The organism is Rhizobium sp. A37_96 (assembly GCF_053521765.1).
The window spans coordinates 39496-61715 of record NZ_JBNWDS010000019.1 but is presented as its reverse complement, the minus strand read 5'-3'; the positions used below and the strand labels follow the sequence as shown (position 1 = coordinate 61715).

Genomic DNA, 22220 nt, shown 5'->3' with positions numbered 1-22220 from the left:
TTTCTTGAAACGCGTTTCATCCAGGAGTTTCTCAAGTGGATACCATGGGAATGCAAGCGGACGCGGCCTCGGAGCCATTGCTTGAGCTGAAGATGGAAATGGCGATCTTCGTCGCGGATTGGCTGCATTGCGATCAATGCGCTGCGTATGTGGCCCGCATGGTCAGCCACGACCGCCCCGATCCCATCCGCCATGCCAATCTGCTTTCGGCCGCCCTGAACGAGCTCTTCGAGATGTCGTTCCATGCGAGAGAGTGCAACGGCGCGCTGACGTGCCGCTTCTATCGAAGAGGGCCGACCGAGCGGATCGAACTGATCTTCCCTTGCTCGGCAGACCAGCGCGTCTTCTACGAGACAATCCTTCATCACATAAAAAGCGGCCGGGCACTTGCGGACTATCTGGATGTCATCACCAACGACGACGTTCGTGCCGAGCACGCGATCCTTCTCGGCCTGGCGCTCAACTATGACGCCGACATAACCCTGGACGAACAGGAGGCGGGAATGCTGACTCTTGTGGTGGATCTTGCACTCGAAAGGCTACTCAATTGAGCGACCCTTCGTCCGACCGTTTCACGGCGCAATTCGATGTCAACAACCAGGAATTTTCCCTGTCCGGGGTGATCCGGCCACATTCCGTTTCAGAGCTTGCCGATGACCTGGCGCTGCTGCGCAGCGGCATCGAAACGGTGAACGGCATCTGCTACATCAATCTGAAGCGCGTCACCCACATGAACAACACGGCGTTCCGCGCTCTGACCCATGTCCTTCTCGACGCTACCCGCTCGCGGCCGGATCTCAAGCTGACGGTCGTCGCTTCGAGCGTCGTTGCATGGGCATCCCGGCTGTTTCGCCATTTGAGCGATCTCTCGCCCAACATCACCGTCGATATCTACGATTCCGCCTTTTATCCGGGCCAGACCTTCGTGGAGAACCAGAGCTTCATACCGATCCTCAGGACGCAGACGAAAATGACGTGGCGGCACGAGCGTGAGATATTGCCGCGCCACGGACTTCGCGAGGGAATGCACCTCGCCGATATCTGCTGCGGCATCGGCGATTTTGCGATGCTGTTGCGGAAGGATTTCAAGCCTGCGCGGATCGTCGCGCTCGATCACTCGATCCCGAGCCTGGACTATGCCCGCAAGGTCGCGGACGACTTCGACGTCCGGGACATCGAATATACCTATGGCGACGCCTCTCAAATGCTGTTCGAGAGCGATCAGTTCGATTTCGTGACCTGCAGGCATTCTTTGCAGATCTTCGACCGCCCGGACGTCCTGCTGCGGGAACTCTATCGCATATGCAAGCCAGGCGGCAGGGTCTACATCACCAACGAGAAGAACTCCCATTGTCTCGGGGAGCCCAGGGCCGACAGCATCCAATGGACCTACACCGAGGTAGCCAAATTGTTCGCGCATTTCGATATGGATGTCGAGATGGGGCCGAAGGGTCGCCGCATGCTGCTCGACGCCGGCTTCACGGATGTGAGAATGGAAAGCTTCATGGTCACCAATCTCGATGGCGATCCCCAGGATTTCGCCGATATCATCACCGCATGGCAGAATGTCTATGCCGATGAAATGGCGGTCAGAAGAGGCGATCCGCCTGAATTCATAGAGCGCTTCAAGCAGGGCTTTGCCGATCATATTTTCGCGGCGCTCCACCCGAGAGGCTATGCCGGCTGGCCGATCTGGGCCTCATCGGGGCAGAAACCGCTATGACGGAAACAGCGATTGCCAGGAAAAGGCTCGGACTGCGCTCCTTTCGCGCCAAATTTCTGCTCGTTGTCGGAGGCGCCGTTCTTTTCGACCTGCTGGTCAGCGGTGGTCTTGCCCTGTGGAACGTGCAGCGCCTGTCGCGCAACGCCACGACCGAGGTCGGCCAGGGCCTGGAAAAGGCAAGCCAGGACTATATCCGCTCCTATGCGGATTCCACCGCCGCGCAGGTTGGCCTCCTTATCGATCAGGTCCATTCCGATGTGAAGGCGCTCGCCGGCGTGCTGCAGGGGCAGATCGACAATCCCACCCGGAACGGAAACGTCGGGGAAGCCATGGCCAAGGCCTCGCCGGGCGCCGTAACGGTAACCTACGACCCGGCCGGCCAGTGGGCGCAAAATCCACCCGGAACGCCCTCGGTCGTCAGCGTCTGGGGCTATCTGCTGGACAAGGACCACCGTCCGCTGCCGCAGGTGCAGGCCGACATAGAATGGAGTGCCGTGCTGGATCTGGTGGCTCCCTCGTTGCTCCACAACGGCGCGTCGAAGCTGCAGATGTACTATATCGGCCCGAGAGAGCGCCCGATCTTCCGGACCGCGCCCTACACAACGCAGGCCCAGACATTCGACCGGCTCTACCCCGGCCACAACAGCTCCGACTTCTGGACCTTCTTCTTCCCCGGCCTCTACGAGTCCTGGCAGCAATGGGCCGCGACCCCTTCGTCCCGGCCGGTTGCGGATTACATCACCCAGACCGCCCCCTATACCGACGCGATCACCGGGAAGCTGATCGTCAGCTTCTTCCACCCGCTCTGGACGCCCGACCGGCATGGCGTCGCAGGTGCGGCCGGAACCGATATTACCCTTACCCAGCTCGCCGAGATCGTCGAGAACGTGAAAGTCGCCCAAAGCGGCTTCGGTTTCCTGGCGATGTCGAATGGAAACGTCGTCGCGATCAATCCCGTCGGCGAAAACATCATTGGCCTGCGCGCCTCGAACGACGCTGCCGCCAAGGGTGTCACCGGCCTTGACCGATCGCTACGCAACAGCGTGCAAAAGGCCATCACGACGCTGCCGCTCGACGCGGACGGCGTGATCCAGCACATATCGCTGAGCGAACAGGGGGAAGACGTTCCCTATCTTGCGGTCGTCAAGCAACTGCGCCCGACCAATCTGTGGGTGGATGGCCCGGTGCGGCGCGAAGTCATGTCGCTTGGAATAGTGGTGCCCGAACGCGAGATCTACGCGTCGCTCATTGCCGCCAAGGAGGAGATTTCGCGCGCCACCAACCGCATCCTGCTCTATCAGATCATGGCGGTTCTGGTTTCGCTGATGATCGTCACGGCCGCGGTCTTTGCTGCTTCCAAGCGCGTGACGAGCGGCATCAGCGCGCTGGCGAGCGCCGCCAAGCGCATACAGGCGAAGGACTACTCCGTCAGGGTCGATATCCCGACGAAGGACGAGGTCGGGGAAGCCGGCGTCGCCTTCAACAGGATGGCCGAAGACATCAGCTTCCACACCGAGAACCTCGAAAAACTCGTTTCGGACCGGACAAAGGAAATCGAAGACGCCAAGGAGGAGATTTCCGCCCTCAACGGCCAGTTGAAGAGCGAAAACCTGCGGCTGGGCGCCGAGCTCAACGTCGCTCGGCAAATCCAGCTCATGGTCCTGCCGCGCGCCAAGGAGCTTACGGCGATCAAGCATCTGGAAATCGCCGCCTACATGCGGCCGGCCGACGAAGTGGGCGGCGACTATTACGATGTGCTGCAGAACGGAAACAATCTGAAGATCGGCATCGGCGACGTGACCGGACACGGGCTGGAAAGCGGCGTGCTGATGCTGATGGTGCAATCGATCGCGCGCGCGTTGCAGGAAGCCGGTGAAATGGACCCTGCAAAATTCCTGACCGATCTCAATCGCACGATCTTCAAGAACATCGAACGGACGAGGACGGACAAGCATCTGACCCTGTCGTTTCTCGATTATGACGGCAAGCGATTGACGATATCCGGCCAGCACGAAGACATGATCATCATCCGCCAGGATGGCCAGGTAGAGCGGATTGACACGGGAGATCTCGGTCTGCCGGTCGGTCTGGAACCCGATATAGCTCCCTTCATCGATACGCGGGAAGTCTCCTTCGAAAAGGGCGACATGGTCGTCCTGCATACGGACGGCGTGACCGAGGCGGAGAATTCGAAGGGGGAGCTGTTCGGCTTCGAAAGGCTTCTGGAAGACGCGCGCCGGCTGCACGGCGGAACCGCGGAAGAAGTGGTCAAGGGCATCCTCGATGACCTGATGGCCTATATCGGTACACAGAAGATCCATGACGATATCACCCTCGTGGTAATGCGGCACAGGTGAGAGCATGACAACTGCAATATACGGCACGGAACATCTGGTTTCCTTCAACGCACCCAATGCCCTGCGGATCTGCCTGTTCGACGGGCCGCTTCATCTCGCCTGGCGCCATTCGGCCATGACCTCGGATTTCATCGCCGAGACGATGGCTCTCAGCTTCCGCTCGTCCGAGCGCCACTACAAGACAGCGCGGCATGACATCGGCTACCTGACGAACGAGCTCATCGAAAACGCCATCAAGTTTCGCGTAGCCGGCGAGATCGTCATCGAAGCCGTGATGGACACTCATGATTTCAGGATGCGGATCGTCAATCTGATCGACCACGAGGCGACGACACGCTTTCAGCAGCTATTGCTGAAGGTGACGGATGGCGACCCCGGCGATCTCCTCATAGAACAGATCGAAGCAAGCGTTCTTGCGGGCGGCAATGCATCCGGGTTAGGACTGTTGACTCTGATGAGCGACTATCAGGTACAATTGGCCTGGCGTTTCGATGAAGACGGTCCGCATAAGCGGACGAAACTGCAAACCTATGCCGCGATGGCAATTTCACCGTCGTGAACCCCGCAAGAGGCCTCCCTATGGAAATTAAAGAAGAAGCGTTCCGCGTCTGGTCCGAAGGGAGCATCTTGTATTTTGATGGAACCATGCGGCTCGCCGGTCCCGACGCCTATGCGCCGGTCTATGATCTCGCAAGGTCGGTCCTTCATGGAGACGGCGGCAAGGCGACTTTCGATCTGACCGGCCTTCAGTTCCTGAACTCTTCAGGCATCAACCTGCTCGCCAAACTGACGATCGAGGCACGCAAGCATCCCGATATCCACCTCACCGTATGCGGTTCCTCGCAGATCCCCTGGCAAATGAAGTCGTTGCCGAATCTGAAGAAGCTCCATCCGCGCCTGGATTTACGATTGACGTGACGATAGCCGCTCGTGGCCCGCATGGATGAAAGATCGATGCTGGATGACACGCGGCCATATCCCGCGTGAGTAAGACTCACGCGGCCGATCAAGACAGGCGGATGCCGAAAGGATCCGTCTCTTCATCGCAGAGCCGATGATCGAACTACCGAAAGCGCCCGGGCTTTCAAACATGAATGCGAAAAGCCGGGTAGGTTGGCGGCACCGCGGGGCGCCATCTCTTCGTTCGGGCTTATTCCGTCAGTCTTGACTTACGATATCTATCCTCGTCCCGCGACCCTGCGTCGAAAGTTCCAGCATATATGTCTGTACGCGATAGAGATCGAAGTAAGCCCAATCGATATATTTCGCCATCGGCGCCACATTCGCGCCATTGCAGTATAAATCTTGAAAAGCGATTTCACTGCACTTCAGTCCAAAAAATGGACAGAAAGTAAAATTTCCGCACACGCTGATAACGACAGCATAGTTAAATATTAGTAAACTGTAATCAGAAATTGCAGCAATAATTCACAGTTGTATACGCCACATCGGAGGGGTGAAACATGGTTTCTCTCTGCCTATGCGGTTGCGTTCCCGAATTCCTGGAGGGTTTGATGGGCATTGCGTTCAAATCTACGAGCATATCTCCGAAAAATACTAGAAAAAACACGGTTCTTGTTGCGGGAGGGGCGGGATTTCTCGGTTCACATCTTTGCGACCGGCTCTTGCAGGAAGGTCACGAGGTTATCTGCGTGGATGATTTCTCCACCGGGCGGATGGAAAACCTATGGCATCTGCTCCGCTATGATACATTCAGCTTTATCCGTCACGATATCATCGCCTCGCTCGATATACCCGTCCACGAGATCTACAATCTGGCCTGCCCGGCCTCTCCGCCGCATTACCAGGCCGATCCGATCCATACGATGAAGACATGTGTCTTCGGGTCGCTCAATCTTCTGGAACTTGCCACGCATCATCAGGCGCGCATCTTCCAGGCGTCCACCTCGGAGATCTACGGCGATCCCCAGATGCATCCGCAGCCGGAGACCTATTGGGGCAACGTCAACTCCTTCGGCCCCCGCTCGTGCTATGATGAAGGCAAGCGTTCTGCCGAAACGCTTTTCCGCGATTTCCACATCCAGCACGGCGTCGACATCAGGATTGCCCGCATCTTCAATACCTATGGCCCGCGCATGCGTCCCGATGACGGCCGTGTCGTTTCCAATTTCATCGTCCAGGCCCTCAAGGGACATGACATTACGGTCTATGGCGACGGTTCCCAGACCCGCTCCTTCTGTTACGTCGCCGATTTGATCGAAGGTTTCGTCCGCCTGATGGGCAGCCAATCGGCAGTCCACACGCCGATCAATCTCGGCAATCCGGCCGAATTTACCGTGCGCGAGCTTGCCGAGCAGGTCGTCGCCCTGACCGGGTCGTCGTCAAAAATCGTCTACAAGCCGCTGCCGGTCGACGATCCCCGCCAGCGCCGACCCGATATCACGGTCGCAAAGCGAGAGCTGGGATGGGAGCCGTCGGTCGCCCTGACGGACGGTCTGACGTCCACGATCGCCTATTTCGAACGCCAGCTGGTTCGGGCAAGCAGCGAGCTTTTCGAGGTTGCGTGATGGCCGGGCGAACAATACTCGTCGTGGGTGGCGCCGGTTTCATCGGCAGCCACACCGCGAAACTCCTCCACAAACAAGGCTTCGTGCCGGTCGTCTATGACAACCTGTCGACCGGTCACCGGACGTCCGTGCGCTGGGGGCCGTTGGTGGAAGGGGATATCCTCGACACGCAGCGCCTTGCCGAAGCGATCGAAAACCACAAGCCTGCGGCGATCATCCATTTCGCCGCCTCGGCCTATGTCGGCGAATCCGTCGGGAATCCGGCAAAATACTATGCCAACAACGTAAATGGCACGCTGTCGGTATTGGAAGCATCGCGCCGGACGGGAGCGGACAAGCTCATCTTTTCGTCAAGCTGCGCCATCTACGGAATTCCGTCTCACCTGCCGATCCGCGAATCCGAGACGCCGCGTCCGATCAATCCCTACGGCAGGACGAAGCTGATCGCCGAACATATGCTCGCCGACTATTCGGCCGCCTACGGGCTCACCTATGCGGCGCTGCGCTATTTCAATGCCTCGGGGGCCGATCCGGAGCGCGAACTCGGCGAATGGCACGATCCGGAAACGCATCTCATTCCGCGGGCGTTGCTGGCGACCGGAGGTTCGATCGAGACGCTCGACGTCTATGGTGACGATTACGACACGCCGGACGGAACATGCGTCCGCGACTATATTCATGTGATGGACCTTGCCCGGGCACATGTTCTGGCGGTGGAATATCTGCTGGCGGGCGGCGACAATCTTGCCGTCAATCTCGGCACCGGACGCGGCACCTCCATCAAGGAGATCGTGAATGCGATCGAGCGCGTCTGCGGCCGTCCCGTTCCTGTCGCCATGCGTACGCGTCGGCCCGGCGACCCGCCTGCCCTCTATGCGGCCTCGGACCTTGCCGCCGAAAAACTGGGCTTCCGTGCCCTTCATTCGGACATCGATACGATCATACGCACTGCCGCGCCGTTTTTCGGGCTGGAGGTGCGGGGATGAGTTCGATCCGGACACAGGCCCAGGTCGTGCAGGACGAGCCTTTGATGACGCCGGTCCTGCAGGGTCGCCAGCGCGCCGAATATATCGCCTGTGCCGCCTTGTGGCTTGCCGCGCTCGCCTATTTCTGGAGCTGGTGGTTCACGCCCTCGCATCATGTCGATCCCATGGGGTCCGTGCTGCTGACCCTGGTGCTTGCATGGGTGACGATCATTCCGGCCTATTTCATAATCGTCTTCTTTCGCGCGCAAAGACCGGTCGGGCGGCTGCGGCTGCCGGTGGGCAGCCGCGTCGCGATGGTGGTCACGAAGGCGCCGTCGGAGCCCTTTGCGGTGGTATCCAGGACTTTGAGCGCCATGCTCGCGCAGGACGTACCACACGATACCTGGCTTGCAGACGAGGATCCGTCGCCCTCGACGCTGGATTGGTGCCGCATACATGGCGTCCAGGTGTCCACCCGCAAGGGGCGTGAAGATTATCATCGCCAGACCTGGCCGCGGCGCACGCGCTGCAAGGAAGGCAACCTTGCCTTCTTCTACGATCACTACGGCTATGAAGCCTATGATTTCGTCGTGCAGCTCGACGCCGATCATGTGCCCGAACAAAGGTATCTTTTCCAGATGCTCCGCCCCTTCGCCGACCCGGCGGTCGGCTATGTATCCGCGCCAAGCATCTGCGATCAAAATGCGAGAGAGAGCTGGTCGGCGCGCGGCCGACTTTACGCGGAAGCCAGCATGCACGGGTCGCTTCAGGCGGGATTCAATCGCGGACTGGCGCCGCTTTGCATCGGCTCGCACTACGCCGTTCGCACCACGGCCCTCAGAAGCATCGGCGGGCTGGGTCCCGAGCTGGCGGAGGATCACTCCACAACCCTCATGATGAACGCGCACGGCTGGCGCGGCATTCATGCGCTCGATGCCATCGCCCATGGCGACGGCCCGCGCACGTTTGCCGATCTCATCACGCAGGAATTCCAATGGTCGCGCAGCCTGATGATGATCCTGCTGCGGTATTCGCCCGATTTGATCAGGCGATTGCCGTGGCGTCTCAAGATGCAGTTCCTGTTTTCGCAGGTCTGGTACTCGCTCTTCTCGCTCTTCATGGCCGTGATGTTCATCTTGCCTGTGATTGCGCTTAGCCGGGGAAAGACCTTTGTTGACGTCTCCTATCCGGACTTTCTCCTTCATTTCCTGCCGCAATCGATCCTGCTCGTTCTGTTTGCCTATCGGTGGCGCAGCACACGTACGTTCAGGCCGTTCGATGCCGGGATCTTGAGCTGGGAGATGACCTTGTTCCTGTTTGCCAGGTGGCCATGGGCGCTCGTTGGGGCATTGGCGGCTGTTCGCGATTGGGCGACTGGATCCTTCGTGGATTTCCGCGTTACCCCGAAAGGGACGTCGGACGTCGATCCGATACCGTTTCGAGTGCTTGCGCCCTACGCCATGCTCTCTCTGGTTTCCATCCTGCCGGTGCTGTTTGTCACTGCCGGCGAAGAAACCGGCGGCTTCTACATCTTTGCAATCATGAATGCCGCCATCTACACGACATTGCTGCTGGTCATCCTCCTCCAGCACGCTCGCGAGAACACGGTCAGCACCAACAAGCGCTTTTACCGTCCGGCGCTGGCCAGCGGTCTGCTCGCGCTCACTGCCCTGCCCTTTGCCGGCATGATCGAGCACGGCCGCGAAGGTGTTCAATCGCTGGCCTGGAACACCAACGGCTACGCGTTGTTCGACGATCGCTTTTCGGTGGCGGGAGCCGGCATCGGCGGACGCGGCTTGCATAGGCTGGTGCTCAATCCGCACTGGCGCGCGAGCAACACGAACAACTAGGGGCTCATGACGGAAAGGACGCTATTGGCGGGAACGCACATGAAAATAGCTGTTATCGGAACCGGATATGTCGACCTGGTGGTCAGCGGCGCAGACTTTGCCGAATGGAACGGCCATGGCGACCCAAAAGAACGCGCAGCGCAGCGCAGCGAAACCGACGGCGAGCCGTGAAAGCAACAACGGCAAGGCACGCCTCAATCACCATGCGGGAGAGATAAGATGACGCCATCAGGGAACACGACCTCCTTTGTCGCTGCCGGGGCAATAGCGCTCACGCTCGTCCTCGGGTTTGCCACGCAGGGCAATGCGGCCATTGCCGCGGCGACCACCAAAGTGCCCGATGGCGCAAGGCCGATGACGGCCGCCGAGCTCTACATGCTTTATCATGGCAAGAGCTGGCGCTGGCCCGATGGCGCGGGGCGGATGCAGAACAACGACCGGCGGTTTTCCGCCTGGGTCGATGGAACGGGCGGGCAATCCTGGGCCGAGGGTCGCTGGACCGTGTCCGACGCGGGGCGTCTCTGTTTCGATGCGACCTGGCACGCGACGAACGGCCAGTTTCCGGCCAAGACCTGCTTCGTCCACCGCATCTATGACGGAACGATCTATCAGAAGCGGGAAACAGGCGGAGAGTGGTTCGTATTCCGCCATCCCGTGACCAAGGAAACCGACGAGGCGGCCAAGTTGATCGCCGACGATCTGGTCTCGCAGCGACTGGAGGCCATGAAAGCCTCCCTGAACGTCCGCAAGACCGAATAGGGGAAGGAGACAATCCGATGAAAACCCTGTCAAAGCTGACGAGTGCTTTGCTTGCGACATGCATCCTGTGCGGCGGTGTATACGCAGCCAGCAGCGGCCTGGACGCAAAGGCCGAAAACCGACCTCTCTTTCACGACAAGCGGCCGATCATCACTGCGGAATCGCTACCGGCCGGTGCCTACGATCCGAACGGAGACTTTTCCAACGACCCCAATCCGAAGATCGAGCATCTCTTCCTGCCGTGGGAGGACGTCGACCTGTCGACCTTGAGTACGGCAAACGACTATGCCCGCAAGCGTGGACGGTCTCTGCTGATTACGATCGAGCCCTGGTCGTGGGCCCGCGACTGGCGCGTCACACCGACCGATCTTCTGAGCGGAATTCTCGCCGGCCATTACGATTCCAACATGACTGCGATCTGTTCTGCGGCAGCCAAGCTCGACAGGCCGGTCACCATTCGCTGGGCCCAGGAAATGGACGAGAAAAACGGGCAGTTCACATGGGCCTACTGGAGGCCGGAGGACTACGTGAAAGCGTACAGGCACGCCATCACCGTATGCCGCAAGAGCCTGCCCTCGGCGAAATACATGTGGTCGCCGATGGGGAAGGAAGGGCTCGAGGCCTACTATCCCGGCGATCAGTTTGTGGATGTGATCGGGCTGTCGGTCTTCGGCTACCAGCCTTTCGATCAACTCAAACTGGGACGGGACTCGACCTTTGTGGAAGCGACCAAGCCCGGCTACGACCGCGTCAAGCGCTTCAAGAAGCCCATCGTCATCGCCGAATTGGGTTATCAGGGAAATGAGGCCTATGTTCACGCATGGGCCGAGGAGGCCAACAAACCCCATGCAGAATTTCCCGATCTGACAGCAGTCGTCTATTTCAACGACCGTGAGATCTATCCCTGGCCGGACGGTCTGGGCCGACCGGACTGGCGCGTTGCCAGCCCGCTGTTGAACTGACTGCCGTCACGGAAGTTCGAGGAGAAACACATGTCTTCGTTCCGCTTCACTATCTTGAGCGCCATGGTCCTGATGCTGGCCCTGGCCGGCACCGCGAGCGCGGCGACACAGCATCAAATCGACCGAACGACGGCGCGCGCGGCCCATCAAGCCGCTCCGATGAGCGCCGCGGCGCTTAAAAAGCTCTACGCGGGTCGTTCCTGGATATGGAAGGACGGTGCTGGCTTTTTCTCGCGTCATCATGACCGCTTTACAGCCTGGTCGCATACGGGCGCTCAGAGATCCTATGCAAGGGGCACCTGGTACGCGACCGATCGGGGGAAGCTCTGCATGAGCGCCATCTGGTACAGCCGGAAGAGCGCGGCACCCAACGTTTCCTGCTTTCTGCATCGTCAGGGAAGCGGGATCATCTATCAGAAGCGCGCATCAGGCGGAAAATGGTATATATTCCGTCATAATCCGATCAAGCATGATGACGAGGTTCTGAAACTCCGGCCGGGCGACTATGTCCGCAAACACCTGCCCGGTTGAAGTCGAATACCTATAGGGGCCAATGCGAGGATGACGGCGAGATTTTCGTCCCACCTGTTCGTCGAACCGCCATCCGAGAAATGCCCCTATTTTTCATCGGGAGCAACGGGCGACAATCGCCGGCTCAATCAAAATATGCCGCGGTTGTGGCAATGCGACGTTCTTCCGAACCCGCTTGGCGTACAGATATAGGGCGACCCCTTGAAATAGGCTTCGGATGAGACCTTCGTCGTCCTTGCAAGCGACCTGCCGCTATAGAAGACCACATTGTTCTTCTCATACTTCTTCATATACAGCTGAATGGTCTTGCCCCTGGCGCCCGCACTCTCGGCAGCATTGGCATTTGTATATGCGACGGAAGACGATGCAATCACAAGTATTGCCGATACAAGGGTCCGAAACCGCCGAACAGGGAGACCGCGATCCCGAGAGTTTCCATCAAACCCCATAAGCCTATTCTCCTCGAGAAAACTACTTTTCGATTCTATCGGGAAAATATTTAAGCTGTTCCTAAAGGCATCTTGAAAACATTAACGAAACCGTTTGCTTCCGGCTCGGCCTTGCAGCGATGCCGTTCGTGGGAGCATTCAGGTGGCGCGAGACCCGACAGCAGCCCGGAACTTTCGATCAGGCCTCCATAGCCCTCTTTCTTTCGTCCACAGAGGTGCTGTTGCCGGTTGGGATCCTTTTCCAGGAAATTAAGATATCGCGCACGCGCCGAGGCCATACCTCTCCGGTTCCACCAGCCTCGCCTCACAGCGAGGACCTCCCGCATGACTACGCCATAGCCCAAGTGAGGTGCGCAAGATGATTCTCCCCGCCGCAAGGGCGGAGGCGACTGCCTTCGCTGGCTGGCTCAACACGGCCCAGCCTTTGATTGTCGAAGGAGGCTTTTAGGGAGACTGCTTTGTCACCTGGCGCTATCGGAAAATCGATGGGACGCTTCAGTTCCGCAGGTTTGAAGCAACTTTGGCGCCCACGGAAAAATTGCCGCGCTGCGCCTCTTTCAACTCACCCCGTCATCCGCCGGCGTAAGCGGCCTGCTGGTCGGACTCGGGAACTCCGGCAAGCGGCGAAATGCTGTCATCGGCGGTTTTGCGGATCGTAATTTCAACACCTCCGATGCTGACGCCATCGTCGGTGATATCCGGGACACGAATGTAAAGAATCTCCGAATACTCACGAAACGTGCGGGCTATCAGCTCATAGACCGCGAGTGCTGTATTCTCCGGCAATTCGTCAATCGACACGGTTTTGCTCGGCTGCATAGGAATCCCTTTGCACAAATCGAACGCCTTGAACTGGTTCAACGATCGGCTGCATTATAGCCGGTATGTGTCGCAAAGATACCCCAGAAAGTTCACCAGATTGTCGCAAACTGTCACAAGCCCGATCGTGGATCGTCGGCTATCGATAGCTCAATTCGGATAACCCGGACTACGGCGCGGCTTCTCGGATGGGACAATGTCGGACCACGGCCGGGAAAAGCGTCATGACGGCTTTAATCGCTGTTCCCGGGTGCCGGCAGCGCGGTGGGTTGCCGCAATACGCGCGGCCTGATCATAGATGCCCGTCAATAGTTCGAGGGTGTGAGCCGCGTCCTGAAGCCGGGTCATCAGATCCGGTACCCGCTTGACAGCCTCGATCAGCAAATCCGAGCGCACGTCGGCATAGGCGTCGGTCACCTCGCGGCCATAGGCCGTCACCTCGTAGACCACACCCGAACGCCCGCTGCCGCTTTTGCGGACGAGCCCCCCCTTGATCAGCTTTCGCAGGCTGTACTGGATGTTGGGAATGTCATCGCGATTGCCCATATGCGCGAGATCCCTGATGCTTTTGGGCCGATCGTTCATGCGGATCATGTGCAGGAGCGCATTTTCGGGGCCGCTGGCCGCGAAGTCGGCAACGGCCGAAAGGCATTGCATCTGCCAGTGCCCGAACCCCTCGAAACTGCGGATCAAGGCATATTCCAGCTCGGCGACGTCGAGTTCGTCCGGGGTGCGGGCCAGATGCCAGGAACGATTGACCGCTGGCCGCGAATGCTTCGCCGACACCGTTGGATGCTTGGACATTTTCCCCCTCCCATTTCGAACAGAACGAGCTGTTGTTTTCAGATTGAATTTATAATAGACTTTCTATCATAAAATCGAAAGCGTATCCATACCAGGAGGAGGAACCTGCAATGAAAACGCCACCAAATTCCATGTTCGATGGGGATAATTTCCTGCTCGGAACATTCGCTTCCAACTGTTCGGGAGGGATGTCGGTCACCAAGATTCCGGAACGCTGGGATGCGTCCTGGGCGAACAATCTCAAGCTCGCCGAATTGCTCGACGACGCCGGCATCGACTTCATGCTGCCGATCGCCCGCTGGATCGGTTATGGCGGCGAGACCAATTTCCACGGCGGCGTTCTGGAGACGATGACCTGGGCGGCCGGCCTGCTGGCGAGAACGAAGAACATCACCGTTTTCGCGACGACGCACACCGCCGCCAATCATCCGGTCGTCGTCGCAAAGCAGCTCGCGACCATAGACCAGATCAGCAACGGCCGGATCGGCCTCAATATCGTCGCCGGCTGGAACAAGCCCGAATACGAGGCGCTCGGCCTGAGCCTGCCGGATGACCATGAAACGCGCTACGGCTATGCCCAGGAATGGTACGACATCGTCAGGATGCTTTGGACGAGCGAAGAGGCATTCGACTGGGATGGCAAATATTTCAAGCTGAAGAACGTTCTCGGCGACCCGCGGCCGGCCCGTCCGATGCCGATCCTCAACGCCGCCGGCTCGGATCAGGGGCGCAAGTTCGCCATCCGCAACGCGGACTTTCTCTTCACGCCGGCGATCGATCTGGAAAGGTCCAAGGATGAGATCGCCGCCCTCAAGGAGCTGGGGCGGCAAGCGGGTCGCGACGTCAATGTCCTGACATTCTCGCATGTGGTCTGCCGCCCCACGGAGAAGGAAGCGACGGATTATTGGGACTACTTCGTTCGGCAGAACGGCGACTGGGGTGCGGTCGATAATCTCGTCCGCCTCCAGTTCGCCCATGCGCAATCCTTCCCGCATGATCTCCTGGCCATGATCCGCGACCGCATGGCGGCCGGCCACGGCGGCTATCCGCTGACGGGCACGCCGGAACAGGTCGCGGACGGCATAGCGGCACTCCATGCGGCGGGCTTCAAGGGAACGACGTTGTCCTTCGTCGATTATGTCGAGGAGTTCCCCTACTTCCGCGACAACGTCCTGCCGCTTCTGGCACAGCGCGGCGTTCCGACAAACGCCGTGCGCACCATGGCAGCGTCGGGCTAAGCCCGGCGCCGCCGAAGACCGGTCACTTCGGGGTTACGTCGAAGCCGAACCATTTCTGTGACAGCTTTGCGATCGAGCCGTCAGCCTTTGCCGCCGCGATCGCATCGTTGAACATGGCCTTCAACTGCGTATCGTCCTTGCGCAGGCCGACGGAGCTGCCGCGCCCGAGAAGACCGCCCTGGAAACGCGGGCCGGTGACGGTCATATCCTCGTTGCCCGGCTTTGCCGCTGCCGTCGACAGATAGGCCATGGACGCCATGATGAGATCGACACGGCCGGCCTTCAGATCGAGATCGTGCTGCTCGGTCGTCTTGTATTCGCGAATGTCGGCGACACCCTTCAGATATTTGTCGAGGAAGGTTGCGGCGATCGATGCCGTCTGCACGCCGATCGTCTTGCCCTTGAGCATCGGCTCGAGCTCCTTCACCGCCTTGGCGGCGCCGGCCTCGTCCGTTGCCAGCGAAAATACCTCGCCCTTCAAGGGAAGGCCGGCGAGCGGAGAATCCTTGAGCGTCGCGAAGGTCTGGCCGGTCGTGCCGTAGGAATCGCTGAAGGCAATGACTTCCTCGCGCTTGGCCGTTGCCGACATGCCGGAAATGATCGCATCGAACTTGCCGGCATTCAGCGCCGGGATCATGCCGTCGAACGGCTGAATGACGGTCGTGCATTCGACCTTCATATGGTCGCAGAGATATTTGATCAGCTCGATTTCATAGCCGTCCAGACTTCCGTCCGCCTTGGTGAAATTCCATGGGCGGAACGCACCCTCCGTTGCGATCGTCACATGCGTCCATTTCTTCTCTTCAGCACGCACGACGCTCGCCGTGGCGAGCGTTATGACCATCATGATCGCGGTCAAAAATCCGGTCAGGTATTTCATGATCGAGTTCCCCATTTTGATTGAGCTTGAGATTATTGGCTGATGAACTGGCGGAAGCGTTCGGAGCGCGATCCGGCAAACACCTCCTGCGGCTTGCCATCTTCCTCGACGACGCCCTTGTGCAGGAAGATCACGCGGCTGGAGACGTCGCGGGCAAAGCCCATCTCATGCGTGACGACGAGCATGGTGCGCCCCTCTTCGGCAAGGGCCCGCATGACCCGCAGCACCTCGCCGACAAGTTCGGGGTCGAGCGCCGATGTCGGCTCGTCGAACAGCATGACCTTCGGATGCATGGCGAGCGCCCGCGCGATGGCGGCTCGCTGTTGCTGTCCGCCGGAAAGGTGAGCCGGGTAAAAATTACGCTTGTCGGCGATGCCGACCTTGGCGAGCAGGGCTTCCGCCTCTTCGATGCATTCGGCACGCGCACGACCCTGAACATAGACGGGCGCCTCGATGACGTTTTCAAGTACGGTCTTATGGGACCAGAGATTGAAGCTCTGGAACACCATGCCGAGCTGCGAGCGGATACGATCCACCTGTCTTCCATCTGCAGGCCGGTGTGCCCCGCGGGCGTTGCGCTGCATGCGGATCGTTTCACCCGCAACCGTCACCTCTCCGGAATCGGGCACTTCGAGCAGATTGATGCAGCGCAGGAACGTCGATTTTCCCGAGCCGGACGAACCGAGAATCGAGACGACATCGCCTTCGAGAGCATCGAGCGATATCCCCTTGAGCACTTCGACCGGACCGAAGCTTTTGTGCATGTCACGCACGCTGAGTGCGACTGGCGTGGCCGTCATTGCGGTTCTCCTGCTGGGGCCGCTGCAGCGGCAATGTCCCGCGTCACCGGGAGAGGCGGGCGCAAATGCGGGCTCAGCCTGTATTCGGCAAGCTGGATGAGGCGTGTCAGCACGAAATTGATCGCGAGATAGATCGCGCCCGAAACAGCAAAGACCTCGATGGCGCGGTAGGTTTCCGAAATGATCTTGGCGGCGACACCCGTCACCTCCATCAGCGTGATGATCGAGGCAAGCGATGTCGCCTTGACCATCGAGATCATCTCGTTGCCATAGCCCGGCAGGGCCTGGCGGATGGCGAGCGGCAGCACGATGCGCCGAAACATCATGAGCCGATGCATGCCGCAGGCCCGCGCCGCCTCCACCTGCCCATGCGGCACGGAGAGCAGGCCGCCGCGAATGATCTCGCTGGCATAGGCGGCCGTGTTCAAGGTCAGCGCCAGGACGGCGCACCAATAGGGATCGCGCAGGAACGGCCAGAAAATGCTGTGGCGTATGGCGGGAAACTGGCCAAGTCCGTAATAGATCAGGAAGATCTGGACGAGGAGCGGCGTGCCGCGGAAGACGAAGACATAGAGCCGGGCGAACCAGTCCAGCACGATGACGCCGGAAAGGCGTGCAAGCGCCAGCAGCAAGGCGAGGATGGCGCCGAGGCAGATCGAGGTCACGGCAAGCTCGATCGTCAGCGGGATGGCGGCGACGAGGCTTACGAAGGTCTCTTCCAGGAATTGCCAATCCATCAGCGCTTCCTCACACCGCGCGACAGTTGCCGCTCGGCCTGCTGGATGATGAGGCTGGAAAGGGTCGATATCATCAGATAGATCACCCCGGCGATCAGGTAGAAATCGAATGGAAGTCCCGTCGAGCCGGCGCCGACCTGCGCCTGCCGCAAGAGTTCGGCGACGCCGGTGATCGATACCAGCGCGGACTCCTTCAGCACGACCTGCCAGACATTGCCGAGACCCGGCAGTGCGTGGCGCAAGGTCAGCGGCGCGATAATCCGGCGCAGGCGCAGCCAGCGCGGCATTCCGCAGGCGATGGCGGCCTCGATCTCGCCGGGATGCACGGCCTTGAAACCGCCCCGGAGCACCTCGGTAAACTGCGCGCCGGAGGTGACGCCGACCGCAAGGGAACCGGCAAGGAAGCCCGGAAAGCCAAGGAAACCGTCCGCCCCGAAGAGCTTGCCGATGGCCGTGACGACGGCGCTGCCGCCGAAGTAGAAGAGATAGATGACCAGCAGATCCGGGATGCCGCGAAGAACCGTCGTATAGGCATCCGCCGTTGCGCGTGCGAAGCGGTTGCCGGCGATCTTGCCCCATGCGCCAAGGGTTCCGATGCAGGCGCCGACCGCATAGCCGGCGATCGCGACAAGAATGGTCATCCACGCCCCTGCCAAGAGAGCATGTCCCCAGCCGTCCGGACCGAAGCCGGCAAGCTCGAATAGTGTAGGCTGGTTCATGCGCTAGACCCCGAAGAGCGGATTTTGGCAACTGGTGTCATGGTCTTGGCCTCGGCTGGACACGATGCGCCATCATGACGATCAGTTGGTATCGAAGGTCGGCGTCAGGTCGATCTTGCTCCATTTTTCCGAGAGCTGTTTGATCGTCCCATCCTTGGCGGCCTGCTTGATGGCGTCGTCGAACTTCGCTTTCAGATCGGTCTCGCCCTTGCGCATGCCGAGCGCGACTTCGGTTGCCAGCATCGCGCCCTTCACCAGCGGGCCAGACATCGTCAGATCGTCGTTGCCGGGCTTGCCGAGCACGGAAGTCTCATAGACGCCGCTATCGAAAGCTGCGTCGATACGGCCTGCCTTCAGGTCGAGATCGCGTTCGCCGGAACTCTTGTAGGCGCGCACCGTAACGTCGGAGCCGAAATAGCCGGTGATCAACTGCTCCTGGCTGGTCGACTGGACGACGCCAATGGTCTTGCCCTTGATTGCCTTGCCGATTTCCGCCATCACCGGATCGGCCTTGGCCTTGTCGTTGAGGTTCAGCCGCTCGCCCGACATCGGCAACAGCGGCACCGTTCCATCCTTCAGAAGCAGGAAGCTTGCGACACCGCTCGCATAGGGCACGGTGAAATCGACCACCTGCTTGCGCTTCTCGTTGATGCCGAGCGTCATGACCAGATCGAACTTGCCGGCATTGAGGCTCGGGATCATGGCGTTCCATTCGCCGGCGATCAGCTCGCAATCGACCTTGGCGCGCTTACAGAGGTCATTGATGAGATCGACGTCGAAGCCGGCGAGCTTGCCGCTCGAATCCATGAGATTCCAAGGCGGGAAAGCCCCCTCGATGCCGACCTTGACATGCGTCCAGTCCTTGGCGCCGGCGGTCAGCGGAGCGAGGAAGGCAATCGCGCCGAATACGGCGGCAAGCAGATGTCTGTTTTTCATTTTCGTTCCCTTTTTTCAGCCGCTTGGGCGGCCTGTTGTCATATTCGGTTTTCGCCGCGTCAGTCCTCCAGCGCCGCTCGCAAGGCCGCATTGGCCTCCCTGAGCGCATGGGCAACGCGATTTCTCGTCTGACGCGCGTGAACAGCGTAGAACGCCGTATCCGGCGACCCGGCAGGCAGCGCCGCCAGGGCGCGCAAACCCTCCAGCGATGGCCAGGCCGGGTGGGGAAGTGCGCTGTCATGGTGGAAGCGCTCGCCGCTCGTGTAGTTGAGCGGCACGAGATGGCGGCCGGCTCGCATCAGCGACGCATTGATGCGTCCTGCCTTCTCCGGCGATGAATCTCCCGTTTCCAGTATCGCTTGCGCGCAGCCCGCCAATTCCTCAACGGCCCGGGAAAGGCCGGAAATGTCGAGGCGGCCGGCAAGCTCCTCCTGCAGCCTTGCGATCTGTTCGCCAAGGGCGGCCGCATAGACGGAGTAGTCGAGCGGCAGGACGGGCGACGTCAGCAGCCGCCACAGAACCTCAAGAACAATCGTCGTATCGCGGCTCAGATTGTCCGGATCGATATGGTCTGCCGTGTCGTGCGGCGTGTGCCACCACCAGCCGAGCGCCGTCAGCATCTTGACCGGGCCCGGCGGCTGATGGCTGAGGCTGCCGAACATCGAGGGGATGCCGACACCCCAGAAGGACTGGTCCGCCGCGCGGCCATGCCGTCTGCCGGCATGCTTCTGCCCGGCAACGCGTTCAATCACCTCCGCGGCCAGAGGCCTGAGCTCATCGATGACGCCGGAATTGGTGAGAATGGTCGCACCTTCGCCGCCGGTGGAATCGACATTGACATGGACGGCGCAGCGGCGATCGAGTTCGTCGAAATATTCGTCCGCATACCAGGCCGAGCCGGAATAGCGGCCATGCGAGTGACCGGACCAGAAGCAGATGCGCAAGCCCCGCCGCCACTCGGCGGCACGAAGGGCAAGAATGCGCGCGGCCTCCAGCATTGTCGCGTTGGCGCCGCCATTGTCCATCACACCGAAATGCCAGGTATCGTGATGGCCGGAAAACAACACGAACGGCGCGTCGTCTCCTGCCGGCTGGAGTTCGGCGACCAGCAGCGGCGTCTTGCGCCAGCCGGTATCGACTTCCGCCGAAAGCGTTGCCGCCACCGCCTCGCCGCGTGCGAGTCTCCCGCGCAACCGATCGCCATCGTCCTTGGCGATCGAGCAGATGACCGTCGCCGGCAGCTTGCCGCGCGTATGTTGCGACGGACTGCCCCAGACCGGCGACACGCACATTTCATAGAGATGCTCGTTCGGGCTGATATGAAGTTCGCCGAGCGCACCGGCGGCACTTGCCAAGGCTGCGACTTCCTCGGTTGCGATGCCATCGACCAGAACGATCTTGCCGGCAACGTCCTTCCCGGCGAAATCCGCTTCGCTGCCCTCACCGACATGGATGAGGTCGCCGGTTACGCCTGTTTGCGATGTGGCGGCCGACATGGAATGGGTGATGCAGCGAAGGCTCTCGCCGTCGACCTCGACCCTGGCCGCGCCCGGAAGACTGATGAAGGCGTCGTGGGACAGAAGCGTCGTGCGATAACCATAGGCATCCATCCGCGCCTGAAGATAGCGGAAGCTTTCCAGCTCCTCGGCCGTTCCCGACAGCTTTACGCGGCGCGCAAACTCGCCGATATGCGCCATCAGGCGCTCGCGGTCGGGCTTTGGAAGCGCCTCAGCCATGGACCTTCTCCGGAAGCGGCGGCTCGACGTCGTCGGGAATCGGATTGACGAAAGGCGTACCCTCAAGGCGCGTCTTGTGATCCGCCTTGGCCGCCTCGATAAGCGCAGGATTGCGGATCAGTTCGGCGGCCGTGCTCGCCATGACCTTGGCGGCATGCTCGGTTCCCTTGTGGGCGGCGGGCAGCTTGCCCTGCGCGACCAGTTGCCAGGAGTGGCCGGGCGTGCCGATGGCGTAGGTGGCGCCGCGCATCTGCACGGTCGGAACGACCCAGCTGACCGTTCCGACATCGGTGGAGCCGACCAGCGTGCCATCGCCGGCATTCAGCGGAAAGATCTCTTCGCAGAGCGCCTGCCCCTTTTTCGGCTTCAGGGCAAAGCGGCCATAGGAGGCGGCTATGTCCTCGGCATTGAACGTCTGCTGAAACTTGCGCGCCGTCTCGCGGTCCGCATCATCGAATACGGGAGGCCCGAGCCGTTCCAGCTGGGCGAACATGCATTCCTCGAGGGTCGTGTTGCCGACAAGATTGGCATCGCCGCTGATGATCTCGCTGCGAACGGTGGTCTCGGTCATCAGCGCCGCGCCTTCGGCAACCTTCTTGACGCGGGCGACCAGCAAAAGAAGTTCCGGCAGGGTGCGGGCGCGCACGAGATAGCGCACCGTGGCGCGTGCCTGCACCACATTGGGCGCTGCGCCGCCAGCATCGGTGATGGCGTAGTGGATGCGCGCCGTCGAGGGCATGTGCTCGCGCATGTAGTTGACCCCGACATTCATCAGCTCGACCGCATCGAGCGCGCTGCGCCCGAGATGAGGCGTCGCGGACGCATGTGACGCACGGCCGGAGAAGTGAAAGTTGATCTCGTTGCAGGCAAGCGAGATGGGGTTGTTGACACCGGCAAAGGCAGCCGGATGCCAGGAAATCGCGATGTCGACATCGTCGAAGACGCCCGCGCGAACCATGAAGCCCTTGGAGGAACCGCCCTCCTCGGCCGGGCAGCCATAATAGCGAACCCTGCCCTTCAACCCGTTTTCGGCGAGGAAATCCTTGACCGCGGCAGCGGCTAGCATCGAGCCGGCGCCCAGCATGTTATGGCCGCAGCCGTGGCCATTGCCGCCATCGACGAGCGGCCGCTCTTCGGCAATGCCGGCCTCCTGGCTCAGCCCCGGCAGCGCATCGAACTCGCCGAGGATGGCGATGACCGGACCGCCCTCGCCGGCCTCGCCCATGACCGCCGTCGGCAGTCCGGCAATGCCGCGCTCGACCCGAAAGCCCTGGTCTTCCAGCATTTGGGCATGTTCTTCCACGGACCGGTACTCAAGGTAATTCGTTTCCGGAATCTCCCAGATCCGGTCGCTGAGCGCGAAGAATTCGGCGCGTTTTTTCTCGACGATATCCCAGACCGCATCGGAATTTTGCATGGGCTTGCTA

22 protein-coding genes are annotated in these 22220 nt (G+C 60.3%); 13 read left to right on the top strand and 9 right to left on the bottom strand.

The features are described from left to right. The first annotated feature begins 44 nt into the window (after positions 1–44). From ACQZ6J_RS30030 to ACQZ6J_RS29975, 12 genes are all read left to right on the top strand, one after another. Positions 45–551, top strand: coding sequence for a ubiquinone biosynthesis methyltransferase UbiE (locus ACQZ6J_RS30030; protein WP_449086730.1), 507 nt, complete (start codon positions 45–47; stop codon positions 549–551). Next, the gene (locus ACQZ6J_RS30025; RefSeq protein ID WP_163991994.1) at positions 548–1723 is read left to right on the top strand and encodes a class I SAM-dependent methyltransferase; all 1176 of its coding nucleotides are present in this window, start codon (positions 548–550) and stop codon (positions 1721–1723) included. Before ACQZ6J_RS30030 ends, ACQZ6J_RS30025 begins: the two co-directional genes overlap by 4 nt. Next, complete coding sequence (locus tag ACQZ6J_RS30020) at positions 1720–4080, top strand: SpoIIE family protein phosphatase (RefSeq protein ID WP_163991992.1); 2361 nt, start codon at positions 1720–1722, stop codon at positions 4078–4080. The genes ACQZ6J_RS30025 and ACQZ6J_RS30020 overlap by 4 nt, the downstream gene beginning before the upstream one ends. A 4-nt stretch (positions 4081–4084) precedes the next feature. Further along, positions 4085–4639 carry a slr1658 superfamily regulator gene (locus ACQZ6J_RS30015; RefSeq protein ID WP_163991990.1) on the top strand — a complete coding sequence of 185 codons (555 nt, stop codon included), beginning with the start codon at positions 4085–4087 and terminating at the stop codon, positions 4637–4639. Between the two features lie 20 nt (positions 4640–4659). Next, positions 4660–4998 (top strand): slr1659 superfamily regulator, encoded by a 339-nt coding sequence (locus tag ACQZ6J_RS30010; RefSeq protein WP_163991988.1) that lies wholly within the window; start codon positions 4660–4662, stop codon positions 4996–4998. A gap of 596 nt (positions 4999–5594) precedes the next feature. Next, entirely contained in the window at positions 5595–6608 is a 1014-nt protein-coding gene (locus ACQZ6J_RS30005; RefSeq protein WP_449086707.1) for a UDP-glucuronic acid decarboxylase family protein, read from the top strand. After that, positions 6608–7594: a UDP-glucose 4-epimerase GalE gene (galE, locus tag ACQZ6J_RS30000; RefSeq protein WP_449086706.1), complete on the top strand. Its 987-nt coding sequence runs from the start codon at positions 6608–6610 to the stop codon at positions 7592–7594. Before ACQZ6J_RS30005 ends, galE begins: the two co-directional genes overlap by 1 nt. Continuing rightward, the gene (locus ACQZ6J_RS29995; protein ID WP_449086705.1) at positions 7591–9423 is read left to right on the top strand and encodes a glycosyltransferase family 2 protein; all 1833 of its coding nucleotides are present in this window, start codon (positions 7591–7593) and stop codon (positions 9421–9423) included. Before galE ends, ACQZ6J_RS29995 begins: the two co-directional genes overlap by 4 nt. 39 nt (positions 9424–9462) lie before the next feature. Continuing rightward, a complete protein-coding gene (locus ACQZ6J_RS29990; RefSeq protein WP_449086704.1) occupies positions 9463–9594 on the top strand; it encodes a hypothetical protein in 132 nt (43 codons plus the stop codon). Positions 9595–9642: 48 nt separating this feature from the next. Then, positions 9643–10182: a DUF995 domain-containing protein gene (locus ACQZ6J_RS29985; RefSeq protein WP_449086703.1), complete on the top strand. Its 540-nt coding sequence runs from the start codon at positions 9643–9645 to the stop codon at positions 10180–10182. A gap of 17 nt (positions 10183–10199) precedes the next feature. Then, positions 10200–11144, top strand: coding sequence for a glycoside hydrolase family 26 protein (locus ACQZ6J_RS29980; protein WP_449086702.1), 945 nt, complete (start codon positions 10200–10202; stop codon positions 11142–11144). 30 nt (positions 11145–11174) lie between these two features. Next, complete coding sequence (locus ACQZ6J_RS29975) at positions 11175–11675, top strand: DUF995 domain-containing protein (RefSeq protein WP_449086701.1); 501 nt, start codon at positions 11175–11177, stop codon at positions 11673–11675. A 1019-nt stretch (positions 11676–12694) separates the two neighbouring features. Here the strand turns inward: ACQZ6J_RS29975 and ACQZ6J_RS29970 are convergent. Both ACQZ6J_RS29970 and ACQZ6J_RS29965 read right to left on the bottom strand, forming a co-directional pair. After that, positions 12695–12985, bottom strand: coding sequence for a hypothetical protein (locus ACQZ6J_RS29970; RefSeq protein WP_163991975.1), 291 nt, complete (start codon positions 12983–12985; stop codon positions 12695–12697). A gap of 180 nt (positions 12986–13165) precedes the next feature. Further along, positions 13166–13747, bottom strand: coding sequence for a winged helix DNA-binding protein (locus ACQZ6J_RS29965; protein ID WP_449086700.1), 582 nt, complete (start codon positions 13745–13747; stop codon positions 13166–13168). Positions 13748–13857: 110 nt separating this feature from the next. Here ACQZ6J_RS29965 and ACQZ6J_RS29960 point away from each other — a divergent pair, with 110 nt between their 5' ends. After that, on the top strand, positions 13858–14985 hold the full coding sequence (locus ACQZ6J_RS29960; protein WP_449086699.1) for an LLM class flavin-dependent oxidoreductase: 1128 nt from the start codon (positions 13858–13860) through the stop codon (positions 14983–14985). 22 nt (positions 14986–15007) lie between these two features. Here the strand turns inward: ACQZ6J_RS29960 and ACQZ6J_RS29955 are convergent, their stop codons facing one another. The 7 genes from ACQZ6J_RS29955 to ACQZ6J_RS29925 form a co-directional block, all read right to left on the bottom strand. Further along, complete coding sequence (locus tag ACQZ6J_RS29955) at positions 15008–15832, bottom strand: transporter substrate-binding domain-containing protein (RefSeq protein ID WP_449086729.1); 825 nt, start codon at positions 15830–15832, stop codon at positions 15008–15010. A 65-nt stretch (positions 15833–15897) separates the two neighbouring features. Further along, complete coding sequence (locus ACQZ6J_RS29950) at positions 15898–16665, bottom strand: ABC transporter ATP-binding protein (protein WP_449086698.1); 768 nt, start codon at positions 16663–16665, stop codon at positions 15898–15900. Continuing rightward, on the bottom strand, positions 16662–17402 hold the full coding sequence (locus tag ACQZ6J_RS29945; protein WP_449086697.1) for an ABC transporter permease: 741 nt from the start codon (positions 17400–17402) through the stop codon (positions 16662–16664). Before ACQZ6J_RS29945 ends, ACQZ6J_RS29950 begins: the two co-directional genes overlap by 4 nt. Beyond that, positions 17402–18121, bottom strand: a complete 720-nt coding sequence (locus ACQZ6J_RS29940; RefSeq protein WP_449086696.1) for an ABC transporter permease — start codon at positions 18119–18121, stop codon at positions 17402–17404. The genes ACQZ6J_RS29945 and ACQZ6J_RS29940 overlap by 1 nt, the downstream gene beginning before the upstream one ends. A gap of 81 nt (positions 18122–18202) precedes the next feature. Next, complete coding sequence (locus tag ACQZ6J_RS29935) at positions 18203–19057, bottom strand: transporter substrate-binding domain-containing protein (protein ID WP_449086695.1); 855 nt, start codon at positions 19055–19057, stop codon at positions 18203–18205. Positions 19058–19116: 59 nt separating this feature from the next. Then, positions 19117–20793: a M28 family peptidase gene (locus tag ACQZ6J_RS29930; protein ID WP_449086694.1), complete on the bottom strand. Its 1677-nt coding sequence runs from the start codon at positions 20791–20793 to the stop codon at positions 19117–19119. Beyond that, positions 20786–22210 (bottom strand): M20 family metallopeptidase, encoded by a 1425-nt coding sequence (locus tag ACQZ6J_RS29925; protein WP_449086693.1) that lies wholly within the window; start codon positions 22208–22210, stop codon positions 20786–20788. Before ACQZ6J_RS29925 ends, ACQZ6J_RS29930 begins: the two co-directional genes overlap by 8 nt. Positions 22211–22220 lie beyond the last annotated feature (10 nt).